This is a genomic window from Cognatishimia coralii (assembly GCF_037478305.1).
Lineage (GTDB): Bacteria > Pseudomonadota > Alphaproteobacteria > Rhodobacterales > Rhodobacteraceae > Cognatishimia > Cognatishimia coralii.
In genome coordinates, this window is record NZ_JBBGAZ010000001.1 from 1042583 (window position 1) to 1055070 (window position 12488).

General features: G+C 58.8%; 10 protein-coding genes. 3 read left to right on the top strand and 7 right to left on the bottom strand.

From position 1 onward, the window contains the following. The first annotated feature begins 49 nt into the window (after window positions 1-49). Window positions 50-1063 (top strand): hypothetical protein, encoded by a 1014-nt coding sequence (locus WG622_RS05235; protein WP_339402604.1) that lies wholly within the window; start codon window positions 50-52, stop codon window positions 1061-1063. Window positions 1064-1065: 2 nt separating this feature from the next. Here the strand turns inward: WG622_RS05235 and WG622_RS05240 are convergent, their stop codons facing one another. From WG622_RS05240 to WG622_RS05265, 6 genes are all read right to left on the bottom strand, one after another. Further along, window positions 1066-2232, bottom strand: coding sequence for an SPOR domain-containing protein (locus WG622_RS05240; RefSeq protein ID WP_339402605.1), 1167 nt, complete (start codon window positions 2230-2232; stop codon window positions 1066-1068). A 90-nt stretch (window positions 2233-2322) separates the two neighbouring features. Beyond that, window positions 2323-2955, bottom strand: a complete 633-nt coding sequence (gene upp / locus WG622_RS05245; RefSeq protein ID WP_339402606.1) for a uracil phosphoribosyltransferase — start codon at window positions 2953-2955, stop codon at window positions 2323-2325. Further along, complete coding sequence (locus WG622_RS05250) at window positions 2952-3938, bottom strand: adenosine deaminase (protein WP_339402607.1); 987 nt, start codon at window positions 3936-3938, stop codon at window positions 2952-2954. The genes upp and WG622_RS05250 overlap by 4 nt, the downstream gene beginning before the upstream one ends. Further along, window positions 3935-5146, bottom strand: coding sequence for a phosphopentomutase (locus WG622_RS05255; RefSeq protein WP_339402608.1), 1212 nt, complete (start codon window positions 5144-5146; stop codon window positions 3935-3937). The genes WG622_RS05250 and WG622_RS05255 overlap by 4 nt, the downstream gene beginning before the upstream one ends. Next, entirely contained in the window at window positions 5143-6450 is a 1308-nt protein-coding gene (locus tag WG622_RS05260; protein WP_339402609.1) for a thymidine phosphorylase, read from the bottom strand. Before WG622_RS05260 ends, WG622_RS05255 begins: the two co-directional genes overlap by 4 nt. Next, window positions 6450-6842, bottom strand: a complete 393-nt coding sequence (locus WG622_RS05265) for a cytidine deaminase (RefSeq protein WP_339402610.1) — start codon at window positions 6840-6842, stop codon at window positions 6450-6452. Before WG622_RS05265 ends, WG622_RS05260 begins: the two co-directional genes overlap by 1 nt. 297 nt (window positions 6843-7139) lie before the next feature. On the opposite strand from WG622_RS05265, the gene WG622_RS05270 reads away from it, so the two are divergent. Continuing rightward, complete coding sequence (locus WG622_RS05270) at window positions 7140-9419, top strand: NADP-dependent malic enzyme (protein ID WP_339402611.1); 2280 nt, start codon at window positions 7140-7142, stop codon at window positions 9417-9419. Between the two features lie 187 nt (window positions 9420-9606). Beyond that, window positions 9607-11493: a propionyl-CoA synthetase gene (locus WG622_RS05275; protein ID WP_339402612.1), complete on the top strand. Its 1887-nt coding sequence runs from the start codon at window positions 9607-9609 to the stop codon at window positions 11491-11493. Between the two features lie 54 nt (window positions 11494-11547). Here the strand turns inward: WG622_RS05275 and WG622_RS05280 are convergent, their stop codons facing one another. Next, window positions 11548-12315, bottom strand: a complete 768-nt coding sequence (locus tag WG622_RS05280) for an NAD kinase (RefSeq protein WP_339402613.1) — start codon at window positions 12313-12315, stop codon at window positions 11548-11550. Window positions 12316-12488: the final 173 nt, after the last annotated feature.

Below are 12488 nucleotides of genomic sequence, written 5' to 3' on the forward strand. Positions count from 1 at the left end.
CCTTTCGCGCTAAACTGACATCAACAATGATGGCAGAGCAGCCACGCGTATGAGCACCGCATTTGAAAAATATCAGAGGCTAGAGGCCTCAGCCCTTTGGCGCGAGTCGCCCAAGGCGCAGCGTCGTGAGGTCATTATCTCGATCGGGGACGCGAGCCTTTTGATCTCTGACATGCAGGATCGCCCGCTGTCCCATTGGTCTCTGACCGCTGTGGAACGCGCCAATCCGGGCAAGACGCCCGCGATTTTCATTCCCGGCGGCGACGATTCAGAGAGCCTGGAGCTTGCAGAAAACGAGGTAGAGATGGTCGAGGCCATCGACACCCTGCGCAAAGCCCTGCATCGTGGAAAACCGCGTCCCGGACGTCTTAGGTGGGCGATCCTTTTGGGCAGCGTCGCGGCTTTGGCCGCAGGCCTGACCCTTTGGCTGCCAAACGCCTTGCGCAGCCATGTTGTTGGGCTTGTGCCGGAACTGAACCGCGTGGTGATCGGCCATGATGTGATTGGGCATCTGCAACGCACGACGGGCGCGGTCTGTCACTCGGACCTTGGCGATCAAGCGCTGAAGAAACTAGCGCAAGCCATTGACGTGTCTGAAATTCTCGTCGTTCCGGGGGGCGTGAAATCCACAGCCTCTTTACCGGGTACAGCCCTGGTCGTTGGGCGCAGTATCGTCGAAGACTTTGACGACCCGGCCGCCGCTATAGGGTTCATGCTGGCCGAGGCCAAATTCGCCGAAGAAAACGATCCTTTGGAACGCATCCTAGAATTTGGCGGGGTGACCGAGAGCTTCCGTCTTCTCACCTCGGGCCAATTAGCCCCCGAGACCCTGTCAGCCTACGCCGAACATCTGGCGATCACGCCTGCCGGCAAAGCCTCAGATACGGCGCTGATCGAAGGATTTTCAGAGCTTGGCCTCTCGGCCAGCCCCTACGCCTATGCACTTGATATATCTGGGGAAACCACGCTCAATCTGATCGAAGCCGATGCGGTCATCACCCAAAGCGCGCCAATCCTAACGGATGGCGAATGGGTCGCCTTGCAGGATATCTGCGCGACTTAGTTTTATTTAATGTAAGCGTTGTGAAACCCTGCAGAGCGGGCTTTGCTCAATGCCGACTGCGCAGCGGCATGCGAATGAAACGGCCCAGCCAGAACCATCCGCACCTCTTGATAGCCTTGGCGCTGTTTCCCGATCCGCACTGGCAGCCCCATGCTGCGCACGCGTTTGGCCACACGCTGGGCATCTTCAGAGGACCCATAGGCCGCAACCTGCACATAGGTGTTTGGCGTGATCACCATCGTGTTGCCACCGCCATAGCTGCGCGTGCTCATCGTGGTTGTCGTCGAGACCGCACCCGGTTTATGCAGTTCCATCGGGATTTTGCTAGTGTCCCACACCCCGGCCATCGCCTGCTGGCCGTTGATGGTCTGAACACCGCGGTTCGGGTTCAAGCGATCATCCTTCCAAACCGTGCGGTATCCGGCAGGAGGCTCTACGACCTGCTTGGCTTCTTGATGAGACTGATACAGATGCTGGGGGATCACATGCGTATTGCCCGCGACGTGACCCGATTTGACGGTTTGGCCGGGATAGACACCAGCCGTCACAACCATCTGACCGTTGTGATCCTGATAGCTCGGCATCTTGTAGCCACTGCTTGGGGCGGTGAGGCCTCCATTCAGGGCCTGGGTCTGTGATCCACAGCGCACATTGGCGGTTGGGTGGCTCAGGTATTGGCGGCTTTGGGCCGAGAGATGCGCGCAGCCGTCTCCGGTATGGGCAACTTGAGGCGCTGGCGCGATAGCGGCTGGCTGATGCACGCCCACAGGACGTGCAGGCGCAACACGCGGCGAGGGTTTGCGCACTACTGGCTTTGGTTTTGGCGCAGCAGCAACGGTCACAGGTTTCGGTGCAGGCGCCGTCGGGGTGATTTCGATAATCTCAGGTTCGTCCACCACGGCAACAGTCGTCGTTCCACCAACGCCGGTTGGCTGCATGCCACAGACAAGCTTGCGGTCGCGCGTCACCCGCGGCACCCAGCTGGTCGACCCATCCACGCCCGCGCGGATGAACACACAGCCACGGCTGTCTACATATTGATTGCCTTTGAACGACGCCGGAGGCACTTCGGCGGGCACGCCGTCATCGCGCAATGAGCGCGCCTCAACAGCTGTGGCCAAGGTCATCGCGGCCAAAAGCGTGTAGGAGAGTGTTTTTTTGAACTGCATCGTGCCCCCACAAGATATGGGGACACTTTAGACGCAAAACCCTAAATGAGTAAAGCTCTACTAGAGGGCTTCACGAAAAACTTAGGTCGCCTATTTGGTGCCAAACATGCGGTCTCCCGCATCGCCAAGACCGGGCACGATATAGCCTTTTTCATTGAGGCAATCGTCCAAAGACGCCGTGACAATCGGCACGTCCGGATGCGCCTCTTTCATGCGCGCGACGCCTTCGGGCGCGGCCAAAAGGCAGAGGAAGCGGATATTGGTCGCGCCGGCCTTCTTGAGCATATCAATCGCAGCGACCGAAGAATTGCCGGTCGCGAGCATTGGATCCACGGCGATTACCAAGCGTTTGTCCATCTCGGACGGGACTTTGAAATAGTACTCAACCGGCTCCAAGGTCTCTTCGTCGCGATAAAGACCCACAAAGCCAACCCGCGCTGAGGGAATCAGATCTAGCATGCCATCCAGCAAGCCATTGCCCGCTCGCAAAATCGACACAAGCGCCAGTTTGCGGCCCGCCAAGACAGGCGCATCCATCTCTTGCATAGGGGTTTCGATCTTGCGCATCTCGATTGGCAAGGGGCGCGTGACCTCATAGGCCAACAGTTGGCTGATCTCGCGCAAAAGCTGGCGGAACTCAGAGGTCGAGGTCTCTTTCCTGCGCATCAGAGTGAGTTTGTGCTGAACCAGCGGGTGATCGACGACGGTCAGATGATCGTTCATGCGGCCTCCAGGCGTTTGAGGATTGTGGCGCGGGTGTCTTCGTCACAGAAGGCCGCGCGCGCGGCTGTTTGGTTGATTTCGGCGAACACCTCAGCGTCCCAGCCATGGGCGGCAGCGAGCATGTCGTATTCGCGGCGCATGGTGGTGCCAAAGAACGGCGGGTCGTCGGTCGAGACGGTCACTTTGACACCGGCGGCGCGTAGTTTCTGGATCGGGTGGGCTGCGAAATCCTTGTAGAGACCGAGGACGACGTTGGAGCCAGGGCAGACCTCGAGCGTGATGTCACGCGCCACGATTTCTTGCACCAGTTTGGGGTCTTCGATGGCGCGCACACCGTGGCCGATGCGCTCGACATTCAGGTCGCGAATGGCTTCCCAGACGCTTTCCGGTCCGCCGAATTCCCCGGCGTGGGTGGTCAGTTTGAGGCCAGCTTCGCGTGCCATATCAAAGGAATAGGCGAAATCGCCCTGATGGCCTTTGCCTTCGTCCCCGCCCATGCCAAAGCCAACGACCCAGTCGCCTGCGGTTTCGGCAGCACAAAGGGCTGTGCGTTTGGCAATCTCTGGGCCTTCGTGGCGGATACAGGTGACAACACCGCGCAGGGTGATGCCATGGGTGGTTTCGGCGCGGTCGGCTGCCTCTTGGATGGCGTGTAGATACTCGCGCCACGCCGCCAGATCGCCACAGCCGCAGAACTCGGGAGAGAGGAAACTTTCCACGTAAACCACGCCGTTTGCCGCGCATTCTTCAAGCACGGCGGAGGTCAAGCGCCCAAAATCCTCGGGTGTTTGCAAGACCGCAGTCGCCGCCTCATATGTGCGCAGGAAATTCACGAAATCGGTGAATTTATAATTGCCCTGATCGTCAAAGACGCCGGTCAAATCGACCTTCTTTTCATGCGCCAACTGACGCACAAAGGCAGGCGGAGCAGCCCCCTCGTGATGCAAATGCAATTCGACTTTTGGCAGGTCAGCGACGCTCATAGAAAACTCCGTCCGGGCCCTTGGGAAGGGATATTAAGGTGATGCGCGACAGTGGCGGCCACATCAGCAAAGGCAATATGCCCCGCCGAGCCCTGCCCCACACCATAACACAGAACAGGCACGCATTCACGGGTATGGTCGGTGCCGCTCCAGCTGGGGTCATTGCCGTGGTCCGCGGTTAGGATCAAGAGATCCCCCTCTCGCATTTTGGGAAGCAGTTTGGCGATTTCGCCGTCAAACCACTCCAGCGCGCGGGCATAGCCTGAGATATCGCGACGGTGGCCATAGAGGCTGTCGAATTCGACAAAATTCGCGAAGGTTAGGCTGCCGTCCACAGCTTCTTCAGCAAGGCGATTCAAATGGGTCATGAGCGCTTTGTCATCGCCCTTGTGGACCTCATCTATGCCCTGCATCGAAAAGATATCTCCTATCTTTCCAATGGCATAGACGTGGCGACCTGCATCCTGAACCCAATTGGTCAGGATCGGCTCGGGCGGCGTGATCGCATAATCCTTGCGGTTGGTGGTGCGGGTGAAACCGACCTTGGCGTCTCCCTTGAAGGGACGCGCGATGACCCGGCCAACCTTCATTTCGTGCAGCATCGGAGCGATGGTCTCGCAGAAGGCGTAAAGGCGGCTTAGGCCAAAGGTATCCTCGTGGGCGGCGACCTGAAACACACTGTCCGCCGAAGTGTAACAGATCGGAAAACCCGTTTGCATATGCAAGGCGCCAAGCTCTTGAATGATCTGTGTGCCTGGGGCGTGGCAATTGCCAAGGATACCGTCCACACCGCCGATCTCGGTGATCTGATCCACCAATGGCTTGTCAAATGCGGGCCGCGCATCAGGGAAGTAGTGCCAATCCCATGGCACTGGCAGACCTGCCAGTTCCCAATGCCCCGACGGTGTATCCTTACCCATTGAGGCCTCATGGGCGACAGCCCAGAACCCAGTCACGTGCGCGTCAAATCCAGGGAGCACGTCCTCTGAGGACGCGCGCACCGCCGCCCCTATGCCCAAGCTCTCTAGCGTGGGCAGCCGCACCGGTCCGTCCCGTCCCTCATTGGCGCGCCCTTCCGCACAGGCCTGCACGATATGGGCGACGGTATTGGCACCCGTGTCGGGCCGGTCCTGGTTGAAAAAGCGATCTGCGTCCCTCGCACCACCAATCCCAACGCTGTCCATCACCACCAAAAACACTCGGCTCATGCGCCGATCCTTTCATGGATGAGCGGTGGAATGTCAGGAGCCGTTTCGCTGATCGTGATGGCCGCGAGCACCTGCCGTACCGCGCGATCAGCCGCATCCTCGCGCGCCGCGTGGATGCGCAGCAGCGGCTGGCCCTTGCTCACTTTTGCGCCCAATTCGACCACGTCAGACAGGCCAACGGCAGGGTTCACCACATCGCTTTCCACCTGACGCCCACCCCCAAGGCCGATCACCGCGAGGCCCAGCGCTTCGCCGTCAAAGCTTGCGATAAATCCTGCTTTGGGTGCCGGAACTTCGCGGATTACAGAGGCCTCGGGTAGGAACCGCCGCCAGTTTTCGGTGAAGGCCACAGGGCCGCCCTGCGCATAGATCATCTTGCCAAACGCCTCGGCCGCGCGCCCGCTTGAGACAGCCTCAACGATCATCGCAACGCCAGTTTCCACGTCTTTGGCCAAGCCAGCATTGTCCAGCAGAACGCCACCAAGCGCTGCAGACAACTCGAGCAATCGCCCGCCCTGCCCGTCGCACAGAACCCGCATCACCTCGGCGATTTCCAAGGCATTCCCCAGAGACGGCGCAAGCGGCGCGCTCATGTCGGAAATCACGGCTGTCGCCGGGCATCCCGCCAAATCCGCTGTCTGGACAAGCGAACTTGCAAGGGCGCGGGCCTCATCAGGGGATTTCATCAAGGCGCCCGATCCAAGCTTTACATCAAGCACGAGATGCTCAAGCCCCGCCGCAAGTTTCTTGGACAGGATCGAGGCGGTGATCAGATCGAGGCTCTCTACCGTCGCCGTCACATCCCGCACCGCATAAAGGCGTTTATCCGCGGGCGCGATATTTGCAGAGGCGCTTACAATGGCTGCGCCAGCCTCTTTCACGACCCGCCGAAATGCATCCTCGTCTAGGTCGACCCGCAAGCCCGGGATGGCCTCCAACTTGTCGAGCGTTCCGCCGGTATGCCCCAGGCCGCGACCCGAGATCATAGGAATATAAGCCCCGCAAGCCGCCAAAGCAGGTGCAAGGACCAAGGACACACAATCTCCGATCCCGCCCGTAGAGTGTTTGTCCACCACAGGCCCAGGCAAATCCCAGCTTAGACAATCGCCACTGTCGCGCATCGCTACGGTCAAATCGGACCGTGCCTGAGCCCCAAGCCCATTGAGGCAGACCGCCATTGCAAAAGCACCCGCCTGCGCATCACTCACAGACTGGTCAGACAGCCCGACCGCGAACCATGCAAGTTCCTCGGCCGTTGGCACCTCGCCCATGCGTAGTTTCGCGATGATCGCGCGGGCGTCCATTAGGGTTTCTCGAGGTATTCGTCGGAAAACACGCCGGGTATTAGTTCCGCGATGGTGGTTTTCTGCTCTATCCCGCCAAGCGTCGCCATCGTAACCACCACATCACCTGCGCCAAATTCAGACAGTTTCTGGCGGCAGCCGCCGCAAGGTGACACCGGCAAAGGCGCATCCGCGACCACATAGACTTCGGTCAGCTTGGTTTGCCCCGCGGCCACCATCGCCGCGATTGCTCCGGCTTCGGCGCAGGTGCCTTCTGGATAAGCCGCATTTTCTACGTTGCAGCCGACATAGACTTCTCCGTCAGCGCCCCGAATGGCGGCCCCGACTTTGAAGTTCGAATAAGGCGCATAGGCCATTTCACGCACAACCAATGCCTGATCTTTCATGCTCATTCCCTGTCTCCTGTGAAGCCCGCCCAAATTTGACGATTCGACGCAATTCTTAGGTTATTGATCTGCCACTTTGCCAAAAGCCGCGAGCTAGGCCAAGCTCTGGCAAGACTACACGCTGAAAATTTTGACCGACAGATAAAATTTATGTTTGATTTGTTTGGAAATACAGAAGCACCTCAACCCGTGACTTGGCTGATGAATGGCTAAGCTCGCGAAAAAATCGCACGCGACCATGAGCCGCTATTCACATGTTAAAAATTATAGTTTAACGCTAAACAAAATTCTCAAGGGGCCCAGATGTCAGACAACTCTTCAGATTCCCAACGCCAAGCCGCGCTCGACTATCACGAGTTTCCAAAGCCCGGAAAACTGGAGATCCGCGCGACAAAGCCCTTATCCACCGGACGCGACTTGTCTCGTGCCTATTCTCCGGGCGTGGCCGAGGCCTGCATTGAAATCAAAGACGACCCCGCCAACGCCGCCCGTTATACGGCGCGCAGTAACCTTGTGGCTGTGGTGTCTAATGGCTCTGCGGTTCTAGGGCTGGGCAATATCGGCGCGCTGGCCAGCAAGCCCGTGATGGAGGGCAAAGCGGTCCTTTTTAAGAAATTTGCGGATATCGACTGTTTTGACATTGAAGTCGATGAAACCGACCCTGAGAAACTGGCCGACATCGTCTGTGCGCTCGAACCCAGCTTTGGCGCGGTGAACCTTGAAGACATCAAGGCACCTGATTGCTTTATCGTGGAAAAAATCTGCCGCGAGCGGATGAACATTCCTGTTTTCCACGACGATCAGCACGGGACCGCCATCGTTGTTGGGGCGGCTGCCACAAATGCATTGCGGGTCGCGGATAAGGCCTTCGCAGACATCAAGATCGTCTCTACAGGCGGTGGCGCGGCGGGGATTGCCTGCCTGAACATGCTGGTAAAGCTGGGCGTCAAACGCGAGAACATCTGGCTCTGCGACATCCACGGGCTGGTTTATGAAGGCCGCACCGAGGACATGAACCCTCAAAAGGCGGCCTTCGCACAAAAGAGCGATCTGCGCACGCTGGATGACGTGATAGAAGAGGCGGATCTGTTCCTTGGCTTGTCCGGTCCGAACGTCCTGAAACCTGCGATGGTTGAGAAAATGGCCGAACGCCCGATCATTTTCGCCTTGGCCAACCCGACACCGGAAATCATGCCGGACGCGGCACGAAAGGTAGCACCCGACGCGATCATCGCGACGGGACGCAGCGATTTTCCTAATCAGGTCAATAACGTCCTCTGCTTCCCCTTCATCTTCCGTGGAGCGCTCGACGTCGGCGCCACCGAGATCAACGACGCCATGAAAATCGCGTGCGTCGAGGGCATCGCCGAACTGGCGCGGGAGACCACCTCGGCCGAGGCCGCGGCTGCGTATAAAGGGGAACAGCTGACATTTGGGGCGGATTATTTGATCCCCAAACCGTTTGATCCCCGTTTGGTTGCAATTGTCTCGGGTGCCGTGGCGCAGGCTGCGATGGAAAGCGGAGTCGCAACGCGGCCTCTGCGCGACCTTGAGGCCTATAAGCAAAAGCTTAATCAATCCGTGTTTAAGTCTGCCCTCTTGATGCGACCGGTCTATGAGGCGGCACGTGTGGCGTCTCGTCGGATCGTTTTTGCCGAGGGTGAAGACGAACGCGTCTTACGCGCGGCGCAGGCCATGCTCGAGGAAACCACGGAACAACCAATCCTGATCGGCCGTCCTGATGTGGTGACCGCGCGGGCCGAACGCGCCGGATTGAAAATTCGCCCCGGTGTGGATTTTGACCTGGTGAACCCGGAAAATGACCCTCGGTATCGTGATTACTGGCAATCCTATCATAAGCTGATGGAGCGTCGCGGCATCACGCCGGATCTGGCGCGAGCAATTATGCGCACCAACACCACCGCCATCGGCGCGATCATGGTGCATCGTGGCGAGGCCGACAGCCTGATCTGCGGCACCTTTGGCGAATACCGCTGGCATTTGAACTATGTCGAGCAGGTCCTCGGCGGTGGCACCTATCGGTCCGATGGCGCGCTCTCGTTGATGATCCTCGAAGACGGCCCTCTGTTTATCGCAGACACACACATCCGCTATGCGCCGACACCCGAAGAAATCGCGCGCTCCGTCGTTGGCGCGGCACGCCACGTCCGTCGCTTTGGGCTGGACCCACAAATCGCGTTGTGTGGTCAAAGCCAGTTCGGCAATTCCGATTGCGACAGCGGCATCCGCTTGCGCGCAGCAATGGAGATCCTCGGCCGTGAGTACCGCGATTTCACCTATGACGGCGAAATGAACATCGAGACCGCGCTGGACCCAGAATTGCGTCAGCGGGTGTTCCCAAGCTCTAAACTGAACGGCCCTGCCAATGCATTGATCTTTGCCAATGCGGATGCGGCCAGCGGCGTGCGCAATATCCTGAAAATGCGCGCAAGTGGCCTTGAAGTCGGACCAATCCTGATGGGCATGGGCAACCGCGCCCATATCGTCAGCCCGTCCATCACAGCCCGAGGTCTTTTGAATATGGCCGCCATCGCCGGCACCCCTGTCGCGCACTATAGCTAGGCCTGTAAATTTGCCCAGACTTTGCAAACTCGCCTCAAAACCCTGAATCAGAGGCGAGTTTGCAGGGGTTTGCTTGCAAACCCTATTCAAAATTGCAAATTTCTTAACTCAATTTACCCAAGCTGACGTCGCGAGACTTTACGGCTTTTGATCCCCCTGTCTATGGTGCGCGCAAGGAGGATTTGTCATGAGTTATGCAGAGGTTTACGCGCAGTGGGAGAAAGACCCGGAAGGCTTTTGGCTGAAAGCAGCTGAAGCAATCGATTGGGTCGAGGCGCCAAAGACCGGTGTCACCGACAAAGGCAATGGCTTTTACGAGTGGTTCGCTGACGCCAAGGTCAACACCTGCTGGAACGCGCTGGACCGCCATGTCGAGGCTGGACGCGGCGATCAGGCAGCGATCATCTATGACTCTCCGATGACCGGGACCAAGCGGTCGATCTCTTATTCTGATTTGCGCGATGAGGTGGCCGTTTTCGCGGGCGCTTTGGCCGCACAGGGCATCGAAAAAGGCGACCGTGTCATCATCTATATGCCAATGGTGCCCGAGGCCCTAACGGCCATGCTCGCCTGCGCCCGTATCGGCGCGATTCATTCTGTGGTCTTTGGCGGATTTGCCTCCAACGAGCTGGCCGTGCGGATCGATGACGCGACGCCCAAAGCCATTATCGCAGCCTCCTGTGGGCTCGAGCCGGGCCGCGTTGTCGCCTATAAACCCTTGCTGGACGGCGCAATCGACATGGCGGCACACAAGCCCGAAGTCTGCGTGATTTTGCAACGTGATCAAGAGCTTGCGCCCATGGGCGACCGCGATGTCGACTGGCGCGAGATCGCATCTGCTGCGGACCCGATCGACTGCGTGCCGGTCGAAGGCACCCACCCTGCCTATATCCTCTATACCTCTGGCACCACCGGTCAGCCTAAGGGTGTCATGCGCCCGACAGCGGGCCATCTGGTGGCGCTCAACTGGACCATGAAGAACATCTATGACGTGGACCCTGGCGAAGTCTTTTGGGCGGCGTCAGATGTTGGCTGGGTCGTAGGTCACAGCTACATCTGCTATGCGCCTCTGATCCATGGCAATACGACGATAGTCTTTGAAGGCAAGCCAGTCGGCACACCCGACGCGGGCACGTTCTGGCGCGTGATCTCAGAGCATAAAGTCGCCAGCTTCTTCACCGCCCCGACCGCCTTCCGCGCTGTGAAACGCGAAGACCCCACGGGCGCGATGATCAAAGACTACGATCTCAGTAGCTTGCGCAGCGTCTTCCTCGCAGGCGAACGCGCAGACCCTGACACGATCACATGGGCTGAAAGCAATCTGAACGTGCCAGTAATTGACCACTGGTGGCAGACGGAAACCGGCTATGCGATTGCCGCGAACCCCTTGGGGATCGAGCAACTGCCTGTGAAACTCGGCTCTCCGGCGGTGCCAATGCCGGGCTATCAGGTGGATATTCTGGATGACGGCGGCCATCCGGTCGCGGCGGGCGAACTTGGCGCGATTGCGGTGAAACTGCCCCTGCCCCCAGGCACTCTGCCGACGCTCTGGAATGCGGATGCGCGCTATCAGTCGAGCTATCTGAATACCTTCCCCGGCTATTATGAGACCGGCGACGCGGGCATGAAAGACGAGGACGGCTACCTCTATATCATGGCGCGCACCGATGACGTGATCAACGTCGCGGGGCACCGTCTTTCGACCGGTGGTATGGAAGAAGTCCTTGCCGAGCACCCAGACGTGGCCGAATGCGCTGTGATCGGCGTCGCGGACCAGTTGAAAGGGCAGATGCCGCTGGGCTTCCTATGCCTGAACGCGGGCACGGATCGGCCGCATGAGGAGATTGTCTCTGAGGTCGTCAAACTGGTGCGCGAAAAGATCGGCCCGGTGGCTGCGTTCAAGATGGCAACCGTTGTGGATCGCTTGCCAAAAACCCGCTCGGGCAAGATCCTGCGTGGCACGATGGTGTCGATTGCGGATGGCAAAGACTGGAAAATGCCGGCGACCATTGATGATCCGGTTATTCTCGATGAGATCACCGAAGCTCTGCAATCCCTCGGCTACGCCAAATAGACACGGAACCGCGCGCGGCGGGACTTTGCCAACGGCAAACCGCGGCGCGCGCTTTTAGACGAATTGTTCTCGGATCAGACGCTCTTCCAGTCCATGGCCCGGATCAAACAGGATGCGGTGTCCCACCGCTGGCTCTGACTTGATCTCGACCGTGGCCACGTTGCGCACAGAGCGGCTGTCTGCATCGGCCATCACGGGCCGTTTTTCGGGATTGGTGACTTCAAAGGTCACGGTCGAGGACTTACGCACCAAGGCCCCCCGCCACCGACGCGGACGAAACGGCGCGATGGCCGTCAGGGCCAGGACATCCGAGCCAATCGGCAAAATCGGGCCGTGTGCTGAATAGTTATAGGCCGTCGATCCCGCCGGTGTCGCCAACAAAGCGCCGTCGCAGACCAGCTCTTCCATCCGCATGCGCCCATCAATCCAGATCCGCAGCTTCGCCGCCTGCGGGCCTTGGCGCAGCAATGACACCTCGTTGATCGCAAGTGCAGAATGCACCGTACCGTCAACTTGCGTCGCGGTCATGGTCAGCGGGTTGATGATCTCTTCCTCGGCGTCTGCAAGCCGGGCCATCAGGTCCTCGGAGGCGTATTCATTCATCAGAAACCCGACGGTGCCCCGGTTCATCCCATAGACGGGAACGTCTAGCTCCTGCGTGCCGTGCAAGGTCTGCAGCATGAATCCATCACCCCCAAGCGCCACAATCAGATCGGCCTCTTCAGGCGCGCAAGTGCCGTGCATAGCGACCAACTCCGCCTGACCCGTCTGCGCGGACTCAGCCTCTGAGGCCAGAAATGCGATTCTTTTGCGGTCCGCCACGGCGTGATTCCTGTTTCCAAAGCCCGAAATCTGGTTCCGAAAGAAACATAAGTTCACAGCAAGCGCCAGCCATGGCGCGATGAAATCGCACAGGGTCGCTTTTTGGTCTTTTAGCCCAGGGGTGTTTCCGATAGGAAACCTGCAAATTTAAACCTCATTTCGGAGCCTCATAA

Coding starts and splice junctions, on each gene's coding strand:
- WG622_RS05255 (WP_339402608.1), bottom strand. CDS start 5,146: ATGAGCCGAGTGTTTTTGGTGGTGATGGACAGCGTTGGGATTGGTGGT.
- upp (WP_339402606.1), bottom strand. CDS start 2,955: ATGAACGATCATCTGACCGTCGTCGATCACCCGCTGGTTCAGCACAAA.
- WG622_RS05275 (WP_339402612.1), top strand. CDS start 9,607: ATGAGTTATGCAGAGGTTTACGCGCAGTGGGAGAAAGACCCGGAAGGC.
- WG622_RS05250 (WP_339402607.1), bottom strand. CDS start 3,938: ATGAGCGTCGCTGACCTGCCAAAAGTCGAATTGCATTTGCATCACGAG.
- WG622_RS05260 (WP_339402609.1), bottom strand. CDS start 6,450: ATGGACGCCCGCGCGATCATCGCGAAACTACGCATGGGCGAGGTGCCA.
- WG622_RS05235 (WP_339402604.1), top strand. CDS start 50: ATGAGCACCGCATTTGAAAAATATCAGAGGCTAGAGGCCTCAGCCCTT.
- WG622_RS05240 (WP_339402605.1), bottom strand. CDS start 2,232: ATGCAGTTCAAAAAAACACTCTCCTACACGCTTTTGGCCGCGATGACC.
- WG622_RS05270 (WP_339402611.1), top strand. CDS start 7,140: ATGTCAGACAACTCTTCAGATTCCCAACGCCAAGCCGCGCTCGACTAT.
- WG622_RS05265 (WP_339402610.1), bottom strand. CDS start 6,842: ATGAGCATGAAAGATCAGGCATTGGTTGTGCGTGAAATGGCCTATGCG.